This window comes from Aquidulcibacter sp. (assembly GCF_044346625.1).
Taxonomy (GTDB): Bacteria; Pseudomonadota; Alphaproteobacteria; order Caulobacterales; family Aquidulcibacteraceae; genus Aquidulcibacter.
In genome coordinates, this window is record NZ_JBIIYV010000050.1 from 1 (window position 1) to 21,802 (window position 21,802).

The following is a 21,802-nucleotide window of genomic DNA, read 5'->3' on the forward strand; positions in this document are numbered from 1 at the left end:
GTCACACAGGGCAAGGTTTGGGCTCGCGCGAAACTGCGACGATTTGAGGGCAAAAGCACTCACGGTGCGCGTTTTAGCACATAAGTCTCCGCTTCGGCAGGAAATGTCCGCTCCCGCACGTCTTGCGCATAATGGGCGGCAGCCTGATCAATGACGGTTCCGAGATCCGCATAGCGGCGCACAAATTTGGGTGTCCAAGGGAACATGCCCAACATATCATCGGTTACCAGGATCTGACCGTCACATTGGGCGGAAGCACCAATTCCAATTGTGGGTGCGCGGACCAGCGAGCTGACTTCGGCAGCAATGTCTTCGGCAACGCCTTCAACTACGATTGCAAAAGCCCCTGCCCGATCTGCTGCCAACGCTTCGCGCAGCACGCGGTCACGCTCTGCCTTGGTGCGGCCTTTGGCGCGAAACCCGCCATCGACATTCATCGCTTGGGGGCGCAGGCCAACATGGCCCATGACGGGGATGCCACGGTCGACCAAGAAAGCAATCGTGTCTGCAATGCCTTCGCCACTCTCAACTTTCACAGCTTGACAGCCGGTTTCCATCATCACGCGGCTAGCCGAGCGCCACGCCACTTCATGGCTTTCCTCGTAAGAGCCAAACGGTAAATCGACAACGACCATGGCTTGATTAGAGCCCCGCATCACGGCGCGGCCATGCAGGATCATCATATCCAGCGTAACCCCAACCGTGGAACTTAAGCCGTGCACAACCATACCCAGACTATCGCCCACCAACAGCACATCGGCATGTGGGTCCAGCAGGCGCGCCATCGGGGCGGTATAGGCCGTCAAGCAAACGACGGGAGACTTGCCCTTGCTGCCCGCGATGTCGCGCACAGTTTTGCGTTTGGTGGTTTCGGTTTGAGCACTCATGGCCGTGTCTCTACACCGAGGCGCGCGCAGGCTAAAGGCCCCACGCCTAATCTGCTGCATTTGTCATGAAGCTAGCTAGAGCTGGCCGCGCGCAATTTAGATATGAATCACGCGCCCATACGCATCCAACACCGCCTCATGCATCATTTCTGACAGGGTTGGATGCGGGAAGACGGTTTCCATCAATTGCGCTTCGGTGGTCTCTAAGGTCATAGCGATGCCATAGCCTTGGATCAGCTCCGTCACTTCAGTGCCGACCATGTGGGCACCCAAAAGCTCACCCGTTTTCTTATCAAACACCGTTTTGACCATGCCCTCTGGCTCACCAAGCGCGATGGCTTTACCATTGCCGCTGAACGGGAATTTGCCGACGCGAATATCGTATCCTGCAGCTTTGGCCTTTTCCTCGGTCAAGCCGATGCTAGCGACTTGTGGGTTGGAATAGGTACAGCCGGGAATGCGCGCCACATTCAGCGCATGGGGGTGAAGGCCCGCAATCGCCTCAACACAGGAAACGCCCTCATGGCTAGCTTTGTGGGCCAGCCAGGGTGCGCCAGTCAAATCGCCAATTGCGTAAAGGCCTTTGACATTGGTACGGCCCATGGAATCTGTCACCACATGGGTGCGATCCACGGTGACGCCGAGCTCTTCCAGACCCAAATTCTCAACATTGCCAACAATGCCAACGGCCAGAATGGCGCGATCGGCCTCGATGGTTTCAGTCTTGCCGCCGCTTTCAATGGTGGCCGTGACAGTCGTAACGCCCGGCTTCAAGCCCTTCACAGATGCACCCGTGATCAAGCGAATGCCGCGCTTTTGGAATGCCTTAGCGGCAAAGCCTGAAATCTCCGCATCTTCAACCGGCAAAATCCGGTCGAGCGCCTCTACCACCGTGACTTCAGAGCCCAGCGACCGGAAGAAGCTGGCAAACTCAATCCCAATCGCGCCCGAGCCAATCACCAACAAGCGCTTTGGCATGGTGTCGGGCACCAGTGCTTCGCGGTACGTCCAGATCAGCTTGCCATCGGGGACGAGGCCAGCCGCAGGGATAGTGCGGGCCCGCGCACCTGTTGCCAAAATGACGTGCTTAGCCGTGATGGTTCGGGTGCCACCGGCGGCGAGATCGACTGTGACGCCCGGGGCTTCTGTGCCCTTGGTCAGGCGAGCGGTGCCCGCGATCACTTCAATCTTATTCTTCTTCAACAAATAGGTGACGCCGCCCGACAATTGCTTAGCGACCTTGCGCGAGCGATCTACAATCTTGGACAAATCAAAGCTCGCGCCCGTAACCGACAGGCCGTAAGCCTCGGCGTGCTTGATGTTTTCATAGACATCGGCAGAGCGCAAAAGCGCTTTGGTGGGGATACAGCCCCAATTGAGACAGATGCCCCCCAAGGACTCCCGTTCTACAATGGCGGTCTTAAAACCCAATTGGGTAGCCCGAATGGCGGCCACATAGCCCCCGGGGCCTGATCCAATTACGACGACATCCACGGTATCACTGGCCATCCAAAACTCCTGATCCTAGATCACTCTTTAGCCTGCTTTCGGTCCTGCTTGGAAGGCCTTGAGCTACCCGATACCGAATGCCCCCTTTACGCCATCGACGATGAACTGTGCGGCTAAAGCGGCCAGAATGATACCAAAAATGCGGGTAATCATGGCAGCAACGGTTGCGCCCATGATTTTGGTCAGAGGGCCGGCTAAAAGAAAACCAATGAGGCACAAAAGCAAGTTCGCGCCGGCACCAGCCAAAACCATGCCCTGTTCTGCAAAGTCTTTGGACTGAGCAAACAACAACATGATGGAAGCGATTGCACCCGGCCCTGAAATCAGCGGGATCGCAAGGGGAAACACCGACACATCTTCAAAACGCTCAGGATGCTTTTGGGCTTCAGCGAGGACTTTTTCGTTGCGCTCTTCGCGTCGTTCGGTCCGCTTTTCAAACAGCATGTCCACCGCGATCAGGAACAAGAGCACCCCACCTGCTAGGCGAAATGCGTCGAGCGAGACGTGTAATTTGCCCAACAGCCATTGTCCGCCAAAGGCAAAGCCGACGAGCACAATCGTCGCCACGCCTACCGACTTAAACGCCATCTTATTCTGCCACGCCCGCGAGGTGTGCTGGGTCAAAGTGGCAAACATGGGTGCAACCCCCGGCGGGTCGATCACCACAAAAAAGGTAACGAAGGCGGCGAGAAAGAGTTCGAGCATGAGCGACCTCTAACCCGCTTTGGGCTTTGGGTCATCCTCTAGCGAACAGTTACTGCATCGGTGTTTTAGCGACGTGGGTCGTCAAAATCGCGGCGGCGCGGGCGCACGTCTGGAAGGCGGGAAATTGGCCCACGCCGATCCACCAAAATGGCGCGTTCATCGCTTTCGCGCTCATGGCCCAGCACGCGGACCGCAGGCTTTTTCTGCCCGCGGCCGCGCGGCCCCCCAAACCCAAACCAACCCATATCCGGAATCTCCGCTCCGATTTTTATGAGTTAACCTTAGCGGAGATTGGTTAATTCGCTCCCAGAGAGCGTGGTTAAATAAATGTTGCAAAACAACACTTGACCCCGCTCGCGATCTCAGTGTCATATCCGCCAAGAATACAACGAAGCAACCCAAGTATTCGTGCCCTAGGGAGGAGTTTGTACCATGTCAAAATTCGAGACTTATGAAGCCAAGGATGGTTTTCGTTGGCGCTTTAAGGCTACCAATGGTAATATTCTGGCTGACTCAAGCGAAGGCTATTCATCAAAGGCGTCTCGCGATAACGGCATTGAACTCTGCCGCAAGGGTGAACTGAAGTATGAGGTCTTTGAATCAAAGGGCCAATATTACTGGCGCGCCAAGTCAAAGAACGGCAACATCATCGCCGATGGCAATGAAGGCTATAAGGCCAAAGCCAGTTGCGAGAACGGCATGGAATCCTTCCAACGCCAAGCGCCAGACGCGCCAGTCGTTGAGGTCTAGGCTAAAGCTGAAAGGCGTAAGGCAGGCCTAGCCTGCCTTACAACATCAGGCCGATGGGCTCTTCAATCAGGCTTTTGAACGCGGCGAGCCAAGCAGAGCCAATCGCACCGTCAACTACCCGGTGATCGCAAGTCAGCGTGACGCTCATGACGGTCGCAATAGCCAGCGCGCCATTTTTGACAACCGGACGCTGTTCCCCGGCCCCAACCGACAAGATGCAGCCTTGAGGCTCATTGATAATGCTCATGAAGCTCTTTATCCCCATCATCCCCAGATTGGAGATGGAGAAGGTGCCGCCGGCATAATCTTCTGGCATGAGTTTCCGGTTGCGTGCCTTATCCGCTAAGCTCTTCATTTCATCGGAAATGGCAGCGAGGCCCTTGGTCTCGGCCTTGCGGATCACGGGCGTGATCAGGCCACCATCAATGGCGACTGCCACTGCGATGTCTGCGTTATGATGGATCAAAATGCCATCAGGCGTATAGGAAGCGTTCGCCGCTGGCACGCGCTTACAAGCAAGCGCGGCGGCCTTAATTACCAGATCATTGACCGACACTTTGGCATTTTGCGCGGCCCCAACCTGATTGAGCTGCTTGCGCAATTCCAACAATTTGTCGATTTCCAGATCAATACTGAGCGGGAAATGCGGCACATCGCGGAAGCTTTCAGTCATGCGGCGTGCAATCGTCCGGCGCATGCCATCCAAGGGCACAATATCATAGGTGCCGTCGGCATAGGGCAATGGGCTGGGCGCACGCGGTGCCGGTGCTGGGGCCTGTGCCGGTGCAGCGGTTTGCGCAGCAGGCGTAGCACTTGCCACTGGCTGGGGTGCCTGACCGCGCGCAGCTTCCACATCGGCCTTGACGATCCGGCCATGCGGGCCAGTGCCGGTGACTTGGGCAAGATTGATCCCAGCGGCCTCGGCAATGCGCTTTGCCAACGGTGACGCCATGATACGCGTGCCGTCAGTGGCAGGTGCTAAGGCAGCCATTGGAGCGGCTGCTGGAGCAGGCGCAGGCGCAGAGGCTGCAGCAACTGGGGCCGGCGCAGCAGGTGCTTTTGACGGGGCATCGCCCTCGCCTTCAATCCGCGCAATCACAGCATTGACCTTCACGCCTTGAGTGCCTTCGGCGACCAAAATCTCAAGGACCTTGCCCTCATCGACCGCTTCGACTTCCATTGTGGCTTTATCGGTTTCGATTTCGCACATGATGTCGCCAGACTTCAGCACGTCGCCAACTTTGATATGCCACTTCGCCAGCACGCCCTCTTCCATCGTCGGGGACAAGGCGGGCATCAAAATGTCGATAGCCATGGGCAAATTCCTCAGCGATTGGTGACGGCGCGGGCGGCCGCGACGATATCTGCCGCATTCGGCAAGGATAGTTTTTCAAGATTGGCCGCATAAGGTAGCGGGGTATCTTTTTGGTGGACACGCATCGGTGGGGCATCGAGCCAGTCAAATGCCCCGTCGATGACGCAGGCAATCACTTCAGCGCCTACACCCATCGGGCCCCAACCTTCTTCCGCCGTCACAAGGCGATTGGTCTTCTTCACCGAGGCGATGATGGTTTCGGTATCGAGCGGGCGCAGGGTACGCAGGTCGATGACTTCGGCGGAAATGCCCAAAGTGGCCAATTCTTCTGCCGCTTGCAGGGCAAAGCCCACCATGCGGGAATGGGCCGTGATGGTCAGGTCCGTGCCCTCACGACGCACTTTTGCTTTGCCAATCGGCACAACCCAGTCATCGCCCTCTGGTACGTCATACTCAATGCCGTACAGAAGCTCATGCTCAAGGAAGACGACGGGATTAGGGTCGCGAATGGCGGCCTTGAGAAGCCCTTTGGCATCGGCTGCATCATAAGGGGCAATCACTTTGAGGCCGGGCACATTGGCGTACCAGCTTGAATAATCATGGCTGTGCTGGGCACCCACGCGTGATGCTGCGCCATTCGGGCCACGAAAGACGATGGGCGCACTGATCTGCCCGCCTGACATATAATGCACTTTAGCGGCAGAATTGATAATATGGTCAATGGCTTGCATCGCAAAGTTCATGGTCATGAACTCCACAATTGGCTTCAGACCAGCCATCGCCGCGCCCACACCCATGCCGGCAAAACCATGCTCAGTGATCGGCGTATCGATCACGCGACGGTCACCAAATTCTTCCAGAAGGCCACGGCTGACCTTATAGGCGCCTTGGTATTGACCAACTTCTTCGCCCATTAGGAAAACGTCTGGGTCGCGGCGCATTTCTTCGGCCATGGCGTCGCGAAGCGCATCGCGCAAAGTCACTTTGACCATTGGCGTGCCAGGTGGAATTTCAGGATCGGCTAAGGCAACAGGTGCACTAGCGGCTGCGGACGCTGGTACAGCTACAGTCGCTGGTGCTGCTACGACTGGCGGTGGGGCTGGAGTTGGCGCTGCCACCTCTTCATCGCCAGAGATGCGCGCGATGGGTGTGTTGACTTTCACACCCTGACTACCAGCGGCCACCAACAACGCTTCAACCACGCCCTCGTCGATGGTCTCAACTTCCATCGTCGCCTTATCGGTTTCAATCTCAGCAATAACGTCACCTGCTTTGACCGTGTCACCGACCTGCACCAGCCATTTGGCCAAAGTGCCTTCCTCCATCGTTGGAGAGAGTGCGGGCATGAGGATTTCAATCGACAAGGCAGGCTCCATATTCGTTGGATTAGGTTGGGCCTGCATAAAGCAGGCCCGTCCTCTTCATCGTGCGTCGCAACGGTGACCAAGCGCCGCTGCTCTTAAAAACCCAAAGCGGGTCGCGTTCTATTTTTTCTTCTTGGCAGCAGGCGTTTTTGCAGGTGGAGCCTTTTTAGCTGGCGCACGACCCATTTCTGGGGGTGCCAACAAACCACCTGGCTTTTGGTGCTCGTTCAATTGGAAGCGAACAGCCGCAAACTCCTTTTCAAAAGCGGTTTTGCCGGGCTGGAACACAGCATTGACGCCATCTTGGACAACTTTCTGGATGACTTCATAATCTTCCTGGCCATTTTCCTGACGGCAGCTGCGCACTTGGTTGATGCGGTCTGGCATCGCGCGCAATTCATCCAACAGCGCATTAAAGCCATTGCGGGTGTTCTCAGTGACAAATGAGTCAGCAGTAAGAGCGCCCAACGCCGCAGGACATGCCGATGTATACTGAGGCTGAGCCGCAGAACCGCTCAGAGTGCCAATGAACCGACCTTTTGGTTCCGTCCAAGCAGACAAGGCCGCTTGTGGGGCCTCTACCGCCGCTGCGTCACCCTTTTTCTTCGGGGCTTTCGGCGCAGGCAATTTGCCAATCCGCTCAATGTTACCCGTTGCAGCAGCGTTCATGCCGTTAAAGGCTTTGGCTTCTTCATTGGCTGCGGCAGACAAATAGTCGCCGAGATTGATGCGGACAACGTCGATATCGCGACGCGCATTCTCAACCAAGCAGTCCTCATAGGCGTCCCACTTTTCGCGAACGGCGTCGAAGCGACGCTTTTCACCTTCGACAAAGCTCCGGCTGGTGCTTTCCTGAATGGCGGCCGCATCCATATCAAATTTAAAGGCTGGGCAGCTTGGGGTATAGGTTAGGCTATCAACCTTGCCACCGCTGAAGTTACCGGGATGGACAGGAATGTTGCTGGTGGCGGGTGCAGGCGCAGCAGGTGGCGTTGCTGATTGCGCAAAGGCAGGTACACCGCCAAATTGGGTGCCAATTGCAGCAACAAGGCCGATTGCTGCGGTGGCGATGAGAGTAGTCTTCATGGCTTTCATCTCGTTTTCTCCCACATGTGGCCTGCCTTTTGGCTTAGGCCTCAACATAAATATGACGCATCAACTCTGAAGGGTCGGGCTCCGGGCTTGTTTGAGCGAAATCGGCAGCATCGGCTACTATTTCTTTCACGTCCCGGTCGATTGTTTTCAGGTCTTCTTCAGTAAACAACCCATTTTCCAAGCCATAATGGCGCATGTGCTCAATGGGGTCGCGGGTATCGCGCACCTGCTTTGGCTCATCTTTGGGGCGATATTTAGCCGGATCGGACATGGAATGACCACGATAGCGATAGGTCTTCATCTCCAACAGGAAAGGACCTTTCCCGGACCGGGCATGTTCTAAAGCGCGTTCAGCCGCCTTGCGCACGGCCATAACGTCCATGCCGTCGACTTCTTCGCCAACAATTTCAAAGCTGATGCCGCGCTTGAACAATTCGGTCTCTGCAGAGGCCCGCGCGACGCTGGTGCCCATGGCATATTGGTTGTTCTCGATCACATAGACCACTGGCAAACGCCATAGGCTTGCCATGTTAAAGCTTTCATAGACTTGGCCTTGGTTGGCAGCACCGTCGCCAAAATAAGCGACCGAAACTTGCTCATTGCCACGATAACGATTGGCGAGTGCTAGCCCTGTCCCCAAGGCAACTTGCGCGCCCACGATGCCATGGCCGCCATAGAAATTGGCCTCTTTCGAGAACATGTGCATCGAGCCGCCCTTGCCGCGCGATGAACCGCCAATCCGCCCGGTCAGTTCTGCCATAATCTCACGCGGGCTCATGCCGCAGGCCAACATATGGCCATGGTCGCGATAGCCGGTGATCACTTGATCGCCCGCCTTTTGCGCAGCTTGCATACCCACCACGACAGCTTCTTGGCCAATATAGAGGTGGCAGAAACCAGCAATCAAACCCATGCCATAAAGCTGGCCAGCACGCTCTTCAAAGCGGCGGATCAAGAGCATATCGCGATAATAGGCGAGTGCCTCGTCACGATTGACTAAGTTTGATGGAGAAACAGCAGCGGACCCGGATGATTTCTTGGCAGCCATCGATGCGTACAACCCTTCTCAGAAGACATTATCCATAGGCAGAAGCGGGCCAGACGTCCAGTTGCGTTCACGGATTGGGGGTCTGCGAAGATGCAGAAGATGCCGCAACGGCTGCTGTTTTTGGCAATGGCATCGCAATATCGTTCGGCCCTGCCAGCCCCAATTGGGACATGGCACGCTCTTCCACATAGTCCGAATCAACTTGGCCAGCCCGGTAACGGGCCAGCTTGCGCTCTAACTCTGTCCGCTGCTTAACCAAGCCGTCGCGCTCAGCCATCAGGCTGTCGGCGGCCTGCACATAGGAGTGCCACGACAGCACGCCTTGTTGGCCGACAAAAAAGTGCACAGCAAAATACACCAACACCCCTGAGAACAGGAAGGTTGAGATACGTATGCCCTTTAAGAATGCCATACCGACAATGCCTTTTGGTGGCGCGGCCGCTGTTTGCTTAGCCCACGCCATCTTGTGCCCAAACTTGGTAAACCAAGTGTTAGCAAATTAACCGTGGGCGATTTTCAAAGCACCATGACCAGCATAAATTGCTTGGCCTTCCAGCATTTCTTCAATTCGGATCAATTGGTTGTACTTGGCTGTCCGGTCAGAGCGCGCCAAGGAACCAGTTTTGATCTGACCACAATTGGTCGCCACGGCCAGATCAGCAATGGTTGAATCTTCGGTTTCGCCCGAGCGGTGCGACATCACCGAAGTATAGCCATTGCGGTGTGCGATTTCGACAGCATCCAATGTCTCGGATAGAGTTCCGATCTGATTGACCTTCACGAGGATTGAATTGGCCAAACCATCGCGAATGCCTTGCTGCAAGCGGGCTGGATTGGTCACGAACAAATCATCACCGACCAATTGGCACTTCTTGCCCAACAGTTTGGTCAGTGCGGCCCAGCCCACGAAATCATCTTCAGACATGCCATCTTCGATCGAGACGATGGGGAATTTGTTGACGAGGCCTTCTAGATAGTGCGCCATGTCTTCGGGGGCCAAGGTCTTGCCTTCGCCCACCATGGCGTATTTGCCGTCTTTGAAGAATTCGGTTGCGGCACAATCAAGTGCCAGCGCCACATCTTCGCCTGGCTTATAGCCAGCTTTTTCAATGGCCTGCATGATGACGCTCAAGGCTTCTTCGGCTGAGGACAGGTTTGGTGCAAAACCGCCTTCATCGCCAACATTGGTGCTGTGGCCTGCGTCTTTCAACAGCTTCTTCAGCGTGTGGAAAATCTCTGACCCCATGCGCACCGCTTCGCCGAACGTATCCGCGCCCAGCGGCATGATCATGAATTCTTGAATGTCGATTGGATTATCGGCATGGGCCCCGCCATTGATGATGTTCATCATCGGCACGGGCAGCACGCGGGCATTCACGCCGCCCACATATTTGTACAAGGGCTGGCTGGCTGCTTCTGCTGCAGCCTTCGCGACGGCCAAGGACACGCCGAGGATCGCATTGGCACCAAGGCGCGACTTATTAGGTGTGCCATCCAGCTCTATCAGAATATCGTCGATATGGCGCTGGTCTTCGGCTTCAAAGCCTTCGAGCGTCTCAAAAATTTCGCCATTGACCGCTTCGACTGCGTCTAGAACGCCCTTGCCCAAATAGCGCGAGCTGTCCCCGTCGCGCTTTTCGACCGCTTCATGTGCGCCTGTGGAGGCCCCGGAAGGAACTGCTGCCCGCCCAAAAGAACCATCTTCGAGGATGACGTCGACTTCAACGGTCGGGTTGCCACGGCTGTCTAAAATTTCACGGCCAACGATGTCGATAATTGCGGTCATAGGGGGGCTCCACCAAACTGGCTGCAGCGTGAGGCAAATCATCACCTGCGTTCCGCCAAGCGGTTAGCGCGACCGCGCGCGCAAAGCTAGGCTAAAGACGCAAATGCCCTATGCTAGACTGCAAGCTTGAGGGGTTGGACCCTTGGTTTCAGGCTCGCGCGCATCAACATCATGGCGCTAGCGAACAAAATTGCCCCTAAGCCTTGATGGGCAATCCCGAGCAATACGCCTTCAATCTGCGGCGGAGCCCAGACACCGAAGCCGATCAGGGTCGAAACACCTAGGACCATTTGGCACACGACTAGGATCGCAACCACATTGCCCCACAGGACGATGTCGCGCTGTGCTGAGCGTCGTGTCTGCAGCCAGACCAGCACCATAGCGATGCCGATTCCATAAGCGCCTATGCGATGGTTGAATTGAATGGTCGAGGTATTCTCGACAAAATTGCGCCATAAGGGGCTCAAGGCCGCATAGTCATTTGGATAGAGGCCACCGGCAAAAGTCGGCCAGTCATTATTGATGAGGCCCGCATCGGTTCCCGCCACAAAGGCACCCAAGACAATTTGGAAGGCCAAGAACACAACAAAGCCAATCGCCCAAGGCGCGACTTTATTGTCCCCCTGGTGGGGTTGTTTCGGCGTGATTAGATCAAGGGCGGTCCATAGTGCTAAGCCCATCAGCAGAATCGCCAAGGAAAGATGCGTTGCCAAGCGATAAGCGGCCACGTCCAGACGGTCCCCGCTCAAGCCGGAACTGACCATCCACCAGCCGATAAAACCTTGCAGACCGCCCAAAGCAAACATGCCAACCAGCCAAGGGGTCATGGCCGGCCGCAGATGCCGCATCAAAGCAAACACCACTAATGGCACAGCAAACGCCAAGCCGACGACGCGGCCAAGCAAGCGATGTGCCCATTCCCACCAGAAAATGAACTGAAACTCGCCCAGGCTCATGCCCTTGTTCTGCAGCTTATACTCCGGGATTTGACGATAGCGTTCAAACTCAACCGCCCATTGCTCAGCGTTTAGCGGTGGGATCGCGCCATGGATCGGCGACCAATGGGTGATCGAGAGCCCTGAATCTGTCAAACGCGTGGCCCCACCGACTATGACCATGCACAAAACCAAAAAGGCGATGAACAACAGCCAACTACCAACCCGAAGGTCGTAGATGCGCTGTCGCTGCTCTGGCAGGGCCATTTGGCTACGTAAGTTGGAAACAGGCAAAACATTGGTCATGACAGCTTGGCGTCCTAAGTAGCGGTACAAGTAGATGGCCGGCACACCTTGGCAAGGGCCCGCAGTGACCCAACAGATCAGTCACAGCGACGTGGTTTGCGGCGCGGCCTGCTTACAGGCTAAAGAGGCCTAACATCAAGGGAGAAGCATGTGAAAGCGACACATCGACGCGCCATTGGGATCACACTGACACTGGTTGTCTTGGTGGTTTATTCGTTCTTTGCAGCCTCAGTCGGTGCCCTATTTGCGGACAAGCCTTGGTATGCCCAGATCGCCTATTTTGCGATTGCAGGTCTTGCTTGGGTGTTCCCACTCTATCCGGTTTATATGTGGATGCGAAAACCGGACCCTGACGAAGCAGCTGCTGAAAAGCCACCCGAAGCTGCGGCCATACGCAAGCGTAGCTAATCAATCGTTTTTGAATTTTGGGGTGAAAATGGTCGGAGCGGCGGGATTCGAACCCACGACCCCTTGTCCCCCAGACAAGTGCGCTACCAAGCTGCGCTACGCTCCGACCGTTGCTCGCAAACAGGTGACTATTGCGAGCGCGTGGCTATAGACGGCCAAAGGGTTGGCGGCAATCTTTGTTGTCAGAGATTTATCACAGAGGCCCGCACCTCAAATGCGAGCTGACTTCAGCCCTCGTCCAGATCTTTGGCAAATTCCAACAAGATCAGATCATGGCCCCGGGTCATCTTGGGATCGGTATGAATTTCGGCCATTGAGACGCTGTTGCCCGTCGCGGCATAACCACGGCGCGCATAAAAGGCGATGAGTTCGTTTCGCCCTTCAATCACGGTCATGATCATTCGGGTTGCCGCAAAAGAGCGGCGGGCCTCAGCTTCTGCTGCCTCCATCAGAACTTTACCAACTCCACCGCCTTGTAGCGAAGGTTCAACGGCAAATTTGCCGAAGCTGCAGGTGTCTGACGTTTCGCTCAAGTGCTCGACATCGGCACAGCCGATAAGCTGCCCCTCACCTTTCTTGGCGATCAAAAGGCGGTGATGCGGGCTTTGCAGAACCTGATCAATCGCTTCAGGCGTGATCCTCTCCCCATCAATCAAGTCTGCTTCAGAGGTCCAGCCCTGCCTGCTTTCATCGCCGCGATAGGCGCGCTGCATCAGGGTCACAATCGCATCGCGATCGGAAGGCGTGGCAAGTCGTACGGTCAGTGCTGACATGGACGGAGGCCTTCAATTCAGGATTAAAACGCGCGACGCTGGAAGGCTGCCACGGCGGCCAAAATCGCTTCGGCCCGTTCGAGTTTTTCAAGGGCAGCGTGCAGGCGCACCTGATTAGCCTGATCAACCAATGGTGTGGGAGCTTTAGCAGGCGATGCCGCTTCACCAGAAGGTATAGGAGACAGCGGATAGACCGGGCCACGGGCGGCGGCGCCAAGCGCCAAAACCTCTGGATCAATCGCTATTGGAGGCAAAACATCCGACTGAGCTCCAGCACCCCGGGTGCGCACAAAAGCGACACCCTGGTCTTTCAGGACTTTCTGAACGCCTTTGAGCTGATAACCATCTTCTTGCAGCAGAGTGCGAATGCCGCGCAATAAGGCCATGTCTTCAGGCCGATAATGCCTTCGACCCCCTGCCCGCTTTAACGGTCGTAATTGTGGAAACTTACCTTCCCAAAAGCGCAAGACATGGGCAGGCACATCCAAGAGCTCAGCAGCCTCGGTAATTGTCCGAAAGGCCTGTTCCCCTTTTTCGATGCCTGCCACTTTTATCCTCAGCCTTTTTCGACCCGCTCCCGCATGATTTGGGAAGCCTTGAAACTCACGACGCGACGCGCTGAAATGGTTGCTTCAACGCCCGTCTTTGGGTTTCGCCCGATTCGGGGGCGTTTGGCTCTAACACTGAAATTGCCAAACCGTGCGAGCTTTACCAACTGACCCCGCTCTAAGGTTTTGGCCAAATGCTCCAACATGGATTCAAGTAAATCTGAACAATCGTTCCGCGACAGACCTACTTCACGCCCTAAAGCGTCAATCAAATCTGCGCGAGTTAGTGTTTTACCCACGTCTTGCCCCCCTCATTGGCTTTCCCGGAGCCCGCCCACTTTGTGGTGCGTCCATCCGGTCCTCCTATTAGCTACAGACGCATTAAACCCCTATTTTACAATACGTCCAGTCCATTTACAGCCGGATCAGCGATGCACCCCATGTAAAACCGCCACCCATGGCTTCTAAAAGCACCAAATCACCCTTTTGGATGCGCCCATCTTGCCGAGCCACCTCAAAAGCCAGCGGTACAGAGGCAGCAGAGGTGTTGCCGTGCTGGGTTACCGTGGTGATGACCTTATGCTCGTCCAAGCCCATGCGGCGGGCAACGCCTTCAAGGATCCGGCGGTTGGCTTGATGGGGTACAAACCAGTCGATATCGGCAACCTCAACACCTGCTTTCGCGCAACATGCTGCAATTGCTTCAGAAATGTTGCCAACCGCATGGCGAAACACGGCTTGGCCCTGCATCTTAAGCTTACCAATGCGGCCGCCTTGCGAGGCCCCGCCGTCAACATAGAGCAAGTCCGCATGGCGGCCGTCGGCGCGAAGCGCATGGGCGAGGACACCGCGCCCCCCGGCATCTTCAACAGGCACAGCGCCGATAATCATCGCCCCTGCCCCGTCACCGAACAAAACGGCCGTTGTGCGGTCAGACCAGTCCAAAATGCGGGAAAAAGTTTCAGCGCCAATGACTAAGGCTGTTTTCGCCTGCCCGGTCTGAACCATGGCATCGGCGACCGACAGCGCGTAGACGAAGCCAGAGCAGACCGCTTGAATGTCAAAGGCAATCGCGACTGGGACGCCAAGCTCTGCCTGAATCAAAGTTGCCGTTGCTGGAAACGTCCGGTCCGGCGTAGAGGTCGCGCACACGATCAGATCGATGTCGGCGGGCGTCAAGTTTGCATCCGTCAAGGCCCGCCGTGCGGCTTCTGTGCCCAAAGTCGCGGTTGTCTCTAAAGGGCCAGCCACGGCACGTTGGGCAATCCCAGTGCGCTCTTGGATCCAAGCATCGCTGGTATCCACCATGGTTTCGAGTTCCGCATTGGTCACAATGCGCTCCGGCGTCATGGCACCACTACCCAGATAGACAGACCGCATCAGGCCCGAAGCAAGTGCCATACCTGTCAGGCCCCCTCGACCGCTGGACTGGTTTGCGCTTGGGCTAGGGCTGCAGTGCGCGCTGCAGTTAGGCGCAGCAAATTGTCGGCAACTTGGGTCATATAAGAGCTTGCCGCCAAGCGAGCACCAACCGCCATCGCATTGGCAAAGCCGCGCGCATCGGTGCCACCATGAGATTTGATGACAAGCCCATTGAGCCCTAAGAACACCCCGCCATTGGAACTACTGGGGTCCATCCGATCTTTCAGTTTTTTAAGGCCGGAAGAAGCCAAAAGTGCGCCTGCCATCGCAAGTGGGCTTGAGGTCAGAGCCTCTTTCAAGAATGCACCGACCAAACGCGCAGCGCCTTCGGCCGTTTTCAGGGCAATATTGCCGGTAAAGCCATCGGTGACGACCACATCGGTCTTGCCCATCGAAATATCATTGCCCTCAACAAAGCCATGCACATCCAAATTCAGCGTTGCGCCATAGAGACGCAGCAAGCGCATGGCCTCACGAATGTCCTCGTGGCCCTTCACATCTTCTGAGCCGACATTGAGAAGACCAATCGTGGGCCGCTCCATCCCATAGAGCGCCTTGGCAAAGGCTTCGCCCATAATGGCGAAATCTACCAATTGATCGGGGTCGGAATCAACGTTCGCCCCAACGTCCAAAACGACGCAATGGCCCTTTGGTGTAGGCCAGGAGGCGGTGATAGCCGGGCGGTGAAGGCCTTCCATCGTGCGCAATTGCAAATGCGCAACGGCCATCAATGCGCCAGTATTGCCTGCAGAGACGACCGCAGCGGCCTCGCTAGCTTTCACCGAGGCAATGGCATTCCACATGCTGGTGCCCTTTTTGCGCATCGCTTGGCTGGGCTTGGCATCCATGGGCACAATGTCGGCTGTATGGCGGACGTCGCTTGCGGCTTTGGCGGCAGGCAGATTGGCCAATAGTCGGTCTAAGGCTGCTTGATCGCCATGCAGGATAAAACGGGCTTGCGGGTTTTCCTGCGCGAACTGATCCACCCCGGCAAGGATTGCATCTGGTGCGTGATCCCCGCCCATGGCGTCGATCGATAGCGTTAAGCCAATTGTCATCCCGTCTCCTTGGGCGTTAGCCCCTGCGCCTATAGCCAACCGAACCAGTCAGCGCTGCGAGGCGGCATTACCCACCAAACTGGCGAAACTCCATGACATTATTCAGACGATTCTAAGTAAATCGCTGCAGTTTCCATGGTTTTTCACCGTGGCAGTGGCAGTTCACCGCGCAAGAGAGTTTCGTCTGCAACCCCCTGCAGGTCAAGCGTCCAATCACGGATGCGTGAGGCCATTTCAGTGGCAAAGCCTTGTGCGGCGGGGTCTTTTTCAAGCACATGCACGCCAATCGCTTCTGCCAAAACGCCCATTTGCTCGCCCTCTGGCAATTCTAGCGCACCGGTATAGACCGCCATTCGGCCATAGAAACTCTCAGCCAGCTTTCTGATTCGCTTGCCGACGGACAAATCGCCGACGCCCAATTCCCGCAACGCATGGTCGAGGGCTGAAAACATGATGTTGAACACTTCTTGGGATGTTTCTTCTGCTTGATCGCCGCGCTTGGACAAGCGCCCAAACAGTACAGAAGCATGCAAAGCCAACATCTCAAACCGGCCATCTGGGCTGTCTGGCACGCGGCCTTCGCCATAGAGTGCAGGCTCGCGCGCGGCGAGGCTCAATTGATCATAGAGTGCGCGGGCCGCCACTTTGATGGGCTTTTTGCGAAACAGGCGAGAGATCAAATTCGTGGGCATGATGAACCTATCGGGGAGAATGCGGGCCGCCCGCAAGCAGGTGGACGGCCGCTCAGGGCTTCAAGATGAAGCTGAAACGTGAACCTTAGGCTTGAACCTTACATTCCGGCGGGCTAGGTCAAGGCAAGCGCTGCGGGCTTTGCCACATTTTTGGCTAGACGTGCAGAGACATCTACAGCGCCGTGACAGGTGCGGCATCAATTCTTTGGCATTTTTGCCTTAATTTGTTGCCAGTTGCGCGTTATGGGCAAGCAAAGCACGATGCACGCGTCACCTCAGGCGCTGGCGGATATGGGATGAACACGATGCGTGGAAGAAACTTGGTTGCTGTTGCCCTACTCTGTGGCGTCTCCCTCCTTGGGGCGTGCACCGGCACGATCGACCGCCGCGGCTTCCTCGCAGACGAAAGCCAGAAAGCACCGTTCCAAGATGGCGTGGATACCAAAGAAACCGTCCTGACGCGCATGGGCAACCCTTCGCAGACCGGCACTTTCGACGAGCAGACATGGTATTATATCTCGTCCATCCAAAAGCAGACCGCTTTCTATCTGCCGCGCACCATGGAACGCACCATTGTCGCCATCTCGTTTGATGATAGCGACAAAGTGGCCGCCGTGCGCACCTACGGTCTCTCTGATGGCCGCGTGATTGACTATGACACCCGCCGCACCCCAACCCGCGGCCGCGAAGTCACTTTCCTCGAACAAATCTTCGGCTCCATCGGCCGCGCCCCAGTCCAATTGCCGGGCTCCGACCCGAACTTGCCGACGTCTGCGGGTGGTCCTCGGCGGAATTAGGGGGTTAGCGGTCGGCGTATATCGTTCTGAGGCGCGCCACACAGCCTGTCATCCCCGCCGCAGCGTTAGCGGAGAGCGGGGACTCCAATGGATTTCCGAATGCAGGTCCCAGATCGGCTAACGCCGTCCGGGATGAAATGCGTCTGGCACCAACTAAGCCGCCTGCGACACAACCTTATTCCGACCGCTGCGCTTTGCCACATAGAGCGCTTCGTCAGCGCGTTTGAGCAGGGTTTCGTAGTCGAGTTCGTTGGTTTGCGCGACCGCAACCCCAACCGAGCAGGTTACTTCCAACGTATCGCGAGCGCTGCCGAGGAAGAAGGCAGCTTCTTCGATGGATGAGCGTAGACGCTCAGCAATCATATTGGCGTCATTGGCGTTGGTTTCAGGCATGATGACCACGAATTCTTCCCCGCCATAGCGGCAAGCCAAATCTCGCGGCCGGAAGTTGGAGGCCAAGCGCGCGGCAAACTCACGGATCACATCATCGCCCGCATCATGGCCAAACAAATCGTTGACGCGCTTGAAATGGTCGATATCGGCAATCAGCACCGAGACCGGCGGTCCACCGCGTGAGGAGCGTGCCAGCAAAGACTTCAGCTGACTTTCCATATAGCGGCGGTTATGCAGGCCGGTTAGCTGATCGGTTACGGCCAATTCCATGCTGGAATCCACTGTCAGGCGCAGCTGATCGATGTGGCGCTTGCGCTTGATCAGCGTGCGGGTACGGGCCAGCAATTCTTCGTCATCAATCGGGCGATAGATGAAGTCGTTTACGCCCACGTCCAGCGCGCGCAGCGCTTTGATTTTTTCTTCCGGCTCGCAGATCGCCAGGATCGGCAAGCTTCGGGTGCTTTCTTGGCCGCGCACATGGGCGGCAAGGCGCAGGCCGTCAAAGGTCGCGCCAGAGGCCGAAATGATCATCAATTCCACGGTCGATTGACCCATAGGCCCCAATTCGTTGGAATCCTGCATCAGCATCGGGCGCTGTTCGGCTTCTAACGTGCGCTTGAGGCGGGCTGCGCGGCGGGGGTCATCTTCCACGATCAGGATGCGGGCGTTGAGGCCCAATTCCCGGTTAGAACCGCCCTCAATCACGCCCATGCGACGGCCAGCGGCTTCACGTAAACGAAGCTCATCGGCTACCGCCTTAAAGCGGGCCAGCGACTTTACCCGCGCAAACAAGGTGATGTCGTCAATCGGCTTGGAAAGGAAATCGTCAGCACCAACGGCGAGGCCTTTGACACGGTCCTCGCGTTGGTCGAGGGCGGTCACCATCACCACTGGGATATGGCGGGTGGCGGGATCATCTTTCAGCCGCTTACAGGTCTCAAACCCATCGAGACCTGGCATCATGACATCGAGGAGAATCACATCGGGATTCTCGCGATTAGCCTTCACAATGGCGTCTTCGCCAGAATTGGACGTGATGACGGTATAATACTCATGCTGAAGCTTAGCTTCCAGCAAGCGAACGTTGGGTTCGACGTCATCAACAACCAGGACACGTGCAGTCATCGGGCTATCCTATGAACCTACGCACGGCACCAATGAAGGTGGCAACGGAAATGGGTTTTGAGAGGTAATCTTGGCAGCCGCCCTCGCGGAAACGTTCTTCATCGCCCCGCATGGCAAAAGCGGTGACCGCGATGATGGGGATGCTGGCCAATTCATCATCGGCCTTCATCCAGCGGGTGATGTCGAGCCCGGAGACTTCTGGCAATTGAATGTCCATCAAGATCAGGTCTGGCTTTTCAGCGCGCGCCAAGTCCAGCGCCATTAGGCCGTCGCGGGTTTCCACCGTGCGATAGCCAAAGGCTGCCAGCAAGTCACGAAACAGCCGCATGTTGAGTTCATTATCCTCAACAATCATCACGGTTTTTTGCGCCTTTGGCTCTGCCAAGGGCTGTTCCGTTTCATGAGTTGCGACCGACGCCGCCATACTCCGCTCCAATCTTTTTGCTTGGAGTGACCCCAAGCTTGAAGTGTGCTTGTATCGCATGGGAGTTAATCGAGCCTTGCCAAGTCTATGCCGCGATTGTTTTTATCAGGACGTGTCTCAGGGTAGCGAACAGGCGCTGCGCTGCCCAAATTGCGGCTCTAGGCGGCAGATTAGCCATAAAAACCTGCAAACCTTCTCGATTGCCCATATCGACTGCGATGCGTTTTATGCAGCGATCCACAAGCGTGATCAGCCCGAGCTGCGCGATAAACCCGTCATTGTTGGCGGCGGACGACGTGGCGTGGTGGCGACGTGTTGCTATATCGCACGCGCTTCAGGTGTGCGCTCTGCCATGCCGATGTTTAAGGCGCTTAAGCTCTGCCCGGATGCGACCGTGATCCCGCCCAATATGCCCCTGTATGCGCGGGAAGGACAAGCCATCCGCCAAGCCATGCAGGCGCTGACGCCCTTGGTCGAGCCCGTGTCGATTGATGAGGCCTATCTGGACCTTTCAGGCACCACGCAAATGCATCACGGTGCCCCTGCCCTGACGCTGGCGCGCTTTCAGCACAAGATCGAGACCGAGATGGGCCTAACCGTCTCCATCGGTCTGTCTTGCAATAAGTTTTTGGCCAAAACCGCCAGCGACCTCGACAAGCCGCGCGGTTTTGCCATTCTGGGTCCCGAAGATGTGCCCGAGATTTTGTGGCCCAAGCCCGTTGGCTTTCTCCATGGTGTGGGTCCAGCCTTTGCCAAAGCGCTTAACCGCGATGGCTATCAGCTGATCGGTGACCTAGCAGCCGCAAACCCTATCGACCTCACGCGGCGCTATGGCGATGGCGGCACAAGATTGGCCAATATGGCGCGCGGGATCGACCATCGCCGTGTGGAACCAGATAGCGAGCGCAAGTCAATCTCGTCTGAAACCACCTTCCATCATGACTTAAAGACCTTAGACGAGTTGGAGCCCATTCTGCAGCGCTTATGCGCCAAGGTCGGGGAAATCAGTCGTGCAAAGGGTCATGCGGGCCGGGTTGTCACCCTCAAACTCAAGACCTCTGGCTTCAAACAAGTCACGCGGCGACTGACATTGCCAGAACCAACCGCTACCGGGCGCGTGGTGTTTGACGCGGCGCGGCCCTTATTGAGCGCAGAAATCAGCAAGGGGCCCTTCCGCCTGATCGGGGTTGGGCTTTCAGACCTCAGCCCACTAGAGGGCGCCGATCAGGGCGACCTCCTCAACACGCAGGCACCAAAGCGTGCCGCCCTAGAGCGCGCGCTCGACTCCGTGCATGCGCGCTACGGAAAAGGCGTCGTTAAGACCGGCATGTGACACACCTAGACTGCAACCAATCGCGCCTGCCTTGCGTAAAGAGGCACTTAGGAGATTATCATGGCCAAGTCCGACCGCTTCACTGTCCAAAAAACCGATGCCGAATGGAAGACGATTCTGACGCCCGCTCAGTTTCAGGTTGCGCGCCAAGAAGGCACCGAGCGCGCCTTTACCTCGCCCCTGAATGACGAAAAGCGCGACGGCACGTTTCACTGTGTTGGCTGTGGCACCGCTTTATGGAAAACCGCTGACAAGTTTGATTCTGGCACCGGCTGGCCAAGCTTTACCCAGCCGATCACGACCGAGGCAGTTGCGACCAAGACCGATTGGAAGCTGCTCTATCCCCGCACAGAGTGCCATTGCGCGACATGTGGCGCCCACCAAGGTCACGTGTTCCCAGATGGTCCGGCGCCGACTGGCCAGCGTTGGTGCATCAATGGCGTGGTCCTCGTGTTTCAAGCCAAGGAAGATCAAGGCGACTAAGCGTCTAGCTTTTCTTTCAAGGCGAGAAGGCATTGGCGAATAAAGGCTGCGTGCAGCACGATGCCAATCTCGAGCCGCTCATCGGTTAGCACCACTTGCTGGGCCAGAAGACCTGCCACAAATTGCGCTTCGTGAAAGTCGCGCGCGCCAACCCGCTTGCGCGCTCGGTCTGACATATAGACCGGGCCGCCGGAATTGCCGGCAAAGACGGCAAAATCCATCAAAAAAGTCGGGAAATCTACGCTCGGCCATAGGGGGTAAGAGGCTACCCGTCCTGCGCGCAAAATCGGAAAACCGATTTCATTGGCCGACAGACCGCGCGGATAGCCAAGCGCCAGCATTTCATCACCGGGCTGAACGTCAAAAGCCTCTAGGGCAGCATCATCAGCCAATTGGTCAAAGCCAATCGCCCAATCATGCGCGTGGGCCGGTGGGTCGATGGGTAAAGCGGCAATGTCGCGGTCGGGATGGCGTATCCAGAGTGGGGCGCCAGCGCCACTGCGGATCCGGACAGGCGCAGGTTCGCGGTGCCAGCGCCCGTGCGCATCCACCCGACGCCAATGGACCGAGGCTTGCTCATGCTTCATCCGGTCCAACACATGGCCTGCTGTAACCAGGGCTAGCCGCGCAGAACTGCCCTGACCGT

The 21,802-nt window shown here is 56.6% G+C and carries 25 protein-coding genes and 1 tRNA gene; 5 read left to right on the plus strand and 21 right to left on the minus strand.

Annotation, left to right across the window (positions count from 1 at the left end; translation table 11 throughout):
• Positions 1–59: 59 nt before the first annotated feature.
• The 4 genes from panB to ACIQ20_RS12020 form a co-directional block, all read right to left on the minus strand.
• A complete protein-coding gene (gene panB / locus ACIQ20_RS12005) occupies positions 60–887 on the minus strand; it encodes a 3-methyl-2-oxobutanoate hydroxymethyltransferase (protein WP_395780603.1) in 828 nt (275 codons plus the stop codon).
• A 96-nt stretch (positions 888–983) separates the two neighbouring features.
• A complete protein-coding gene (gene lpdA / locus ACIQ20_RS12010) occupies positions 984–2,396 on the minus strand; it encodes a dihydrolipoyl dehydrogenase (protein ID WP_395780605.1) in 1,413 nt (470 codons plus the stop codon).
• Between the two features lie 63 nt (positions 2,397–2,459).
• A complete protein-coding gene (locus tag ACIQ20_RS12015; RefSeq protein WP_395780607.1) occupies positions 2,460–3,101 on the minus strand; it encodes a MarC family protein in 642 nt (213 codons plus the stop codon).
• A gap of 65 nt (positions 3,102–3,166) precedes the next feature.
• Positions 3,167–3,346 carry a hypothetical protein gene (locus ACIQ20_RS12020; RefSeq protein ID WP_395780609.1) on the minus strand — a complete coding sequence of 60 codons (180 nt, stop codon included), beginning with the start codon at positions 3,344–3,346 and terminating at the stop codon, positions 3,167–3,169.
• A gap of 187 nt (positions 3,347–3,533) precedes the next feature.
• Here ACIQ20_RS12020 and ACIQ20_RS12025 point away from each other — a divergent pair, with 187 nt between their 5' ends.
• Positions 3,534–3,851, plus strand: coding sequence for a YegP family protein (locus ACIQ20_RS12025; protein WP_313587350.1), 318 nt, complete (start codon positions 3,534–3,536; stop codon positions 3,849–3,851).
• 37 nt (positions 3,852–3,888) lie between these two features.
• On the opposite strand, the gene ACIQ20_RS12030 is transcribed toward ACIQ20_RS12025, so the two are convergent.
• From ACIQ20_RS12030 to ACIQ20_RS12060, 7 genes are all read right to left on the minus strand, one after another.
• Complete coding sequence (locus ACIQ20_RS12030) at positions 3,889–5,166, minus strand: pyruvate dehydrogenase complex dihydrolipoamide acetyltransferase (RefSeq protein WP_395780611.1); 1,278 nt, start codon at positions 5,164–5,166, stop codon at positions 3,889–3,891.
• Between the two features lie 11 nt (positions 5,167–5,177).
• The gene (locus ACIQ20_RS12035) at positions 5,178–6,542 is read right to left on the minus strand and encodes a pyruvate dehydrogenase complex E1 component subunit beta (protein WP_395780646.1); all 1,365 of its coding nucleotides are present in this window, start codon (positions 6,540–6,542) and stop codon (positions 5,178–5,180) included.
• A 108-nt stretch (positions 6,543–6,650) separates the two neighbouring features.
• The gene (locus ACIQ20_RS12040) at positions 6,651–7,625 is read right to left on the minus strand and encodes a hypothetical protein (RefSeq protein WP_395780613.1); all 975 of its coding nucleotides are present in this window, start codon (positions 7,623–7,625) and stop codon (positions 6,651–6,653) included.
• A gap of 34 nt (positions 7,626–7,659) precedes the next feature.
• Complete coding sequence (pdhA, locus tag ACIQ20_RS12045) at positions 7,660–8,673, minus strand: pyruvate dehydrogenase (acetyl-transferring) E1 component subunit alpha (protein ID WP_395780615.1); 1,014 nt, start codon at positions 8,671–8,673, stop codon at positions 7,660–7,662.
• Between the two features lie 67 nt (positions 8,674–8,740).
• Positions 8,741–9,136 (minus strand): septum formation initiator family protein, encoded by a 396-nt coding sequence (locus ACIQ20_RS12050; RefSeq protein ID WP_395780617.1) that lies wholly within the window; start codon positions 9,134–9,136, stop codon positions 8,741–8,743.
• 36 nt (positions 9,137–9,172) lie between these two features.
• Positions 9,173–10,459 (minus strand): phosphopyruvate hydratase, encoded by a 1,287-nt coding sequence (gene eno / locus ACIQ20_RS12055; protein WP_395780619.1) that lies wholly within the window; start codon positions 10,457–10,459, stop codon positions 9,173–9,175.
• Between the two features lie 113 nt (positions 10,460–10,572).
• Complete coding sequence (locus ACIQ20_RS12060; protein ID WP_395780621.1) at positions 10,573–11,700, minus strand: COX15/CtaA family protein; 1,128 nt, start codon at positions 11,698–11,700, stop codon at positions 10,573–10,575.
• Between the two features lie 150 nt (positions 11,701–11,850).
• Between ACIQ20_RS12060 and ACIQ20_RS12065 the strand changes: the two genes are divergently transcribed.
• Positions 11,851–12,108, plus strand: coding sequence for a DUF2842 domain-containing protein (locus tag ACIQ20_RS12065; RefSeq protein ID WP_346381912.1), 258 nt, complete (start codon positions 11,851–11,853; stop codon positions 12,106–12,108).
• Between the two features lie 29 nt (positions 12,109–12,137).
• Here the strand turns inward: ACIQ20_RS12065 and ACIQ20_RS12070 are convergent.
• The 7 genes from ACIQ20_RS12070 to ACIQ20_RS12100 form a co-directional block, all read right to left on the minus strand.
• A tRNA-Pro gene (locus tag ACIQ20_RS12070) sits at positions 12,138–12,214 on the minus strand.
• A 121-nt stretch (positions 12,215–12,335) separates the two neighbouring features.
• Positions 12,336–12,881 (minus strand): GNAT family N-acetyltransferase, encoded by a 546-nt coding sequence (locus ACIQ20_RS12075; protein ID WP_395780623.1) that lies wholly within the window; start codon positions 12,879–12,881, stop codon positions 12,336–12,338.
• 23 nt (positions 12,882–12,904) lie between these two features.
• Entirely contained in the window at positions 12,905–13,429 is a 525-nt protein-coding gene (locus ACIQ20_RS12080; RefSeq protein ID WP_395780625.1) for a MerR family transcriptional regulator, read from the minus strand.
• An 8-nt stretch (positions 13,430–13,437) separates the two neighbouring features.
• The gene (locus tag ACIQ20_RS12085; protein WP_085339078.1) at positions 13,438–13,728 is read right to left on the minus strand and encodes an integration host factor subunit alpha; all 291 of its coding nucleotides are present in this window, start codon (positions 13,726–13,728) and stop codon (positions 13,438–13,440) included.
• 115 nt (positions 13,729–13,843) lie between these two features.
• Entirely contained in the window at positions 13,844–14,830 is a 987-nt protein-coding gene (locus tag ACIQ20_RS12090; protein WP_395780628.1) for a beta-ketoacyl-ACP synthase III, read from the minus strand.
• 5 nt (positions 14,831–14,835) lie between these two features.
• A complete protein-coding gene (gene plsX, locus ACIQ20_RS12095; RefSeq protein ID WP_395780630.1) occupies positions 14,836–15,909 on the minus strand; it encodes a phosphate acyltransferase PlsX in 1,074 nt (357 codons plus the stop codon).
• A 143-nt stretch (positions 15,910–16,052) separates the two neighbouring features.
• Positions 16,053–16,601 (minus strand): ubiquinol-cytochrome C chaperone family protein, encoded by a 549-nt coding sequence (locus ACIQ20_RS12100; RefSeq protein WP_395780632.1) that lies wholly within the window; start codon positions 16,599–16,601, stop codon positions 16,053–16,055.
• Between the two features lie 305 nt (positions 16,602–16,906).
• Between ACIQ20_RS12100 and ACIQ20_RS12105 the strand changes: the two genes are divergently transcribed.
• On the plus strand, positions 16,907–17,398 hold the full coding sequence (locus ACIQ20_RS12105; RefSeq protein WP_395780634.1) for an outer membrane protein assembly factor BamE: 492 nt from the start codon (positions 16,907–16,909) through the stop codon (positions 17,396–17,398).
• A gap of 153 nt (positions 17,399–17,551) precedes the next feature.
• Here ACIQ20_RS12105 and ACIQ20_RS12110 read toward each other — a convergent pair whose 3' ends face one another.
• Both ACIQ20_RS12110 and ACIQ20_RS12115 read right to left on the minus strand, forming a co-directional pair.
• A complete protein-coding gene (locus ACIQ20_RS12110; RefSeq protein ID WP_395780636.1) occupies positions 17,552–18,916 on the minus strand; it encodes a PleD family two-component system response regulator in 1,365 nt (454 codons plus the stop codon).
• 4 nt (positions 18,917–18,920) lie between these two features.
• Positions 18,921–19,340: a response regulator gene (locus ACIQ20_RS12115; protein ID WP_395780638.1), complete on the minus strand. Its 420-nt coding sequence runs from the start codon at positions 19,338–19,340 to the stop codon at positions 18,921–18,923.
• Between the two features lie 58 nt (positions 19,341–19,398).
• On the opposite strand from ACIQ20_RS12115, the gene ACIQ20_RS12120 reads away from it, so the two are divergent.
• Positions 19,399–20,673 (plus strand): DNA polymerase IV, encoded by a 1,275-nt coding sequence (locus ACIQ20_RS12120; RefSeq protein ID WP_395780640.1) that lies wholly within the window; start codon positions 19,399–19,401, stop codon positions 20,671–20,673.
• 60 nt (positions 20,674–20,733) lie between these two features.
• A complete protein-coding gene (gene msrB / locus ACIQ20_RS12125; RefSeq protein WP_395780642.1) occupies positions 20,734–21,156 on the plus strand; it encodes a peptide-methionine (R)-S-oxide reductase MsrB in 423 nt (140 codons plus the stop codon).
• Here the strand turns inward: msrB and ACIQ20_RS12130 are convergent.
• Positions 21,153–21,802, minus strand: a 650-nt coding sequence (locus tag ACIQ20_RS12130) for a serine protease (protein ID WP_395780644.1), incomplete at its 5' end; no start/stop codon positions are given. The genes msrB and ACIQ20_RS12130 overlap by 4 nt on opposite strands.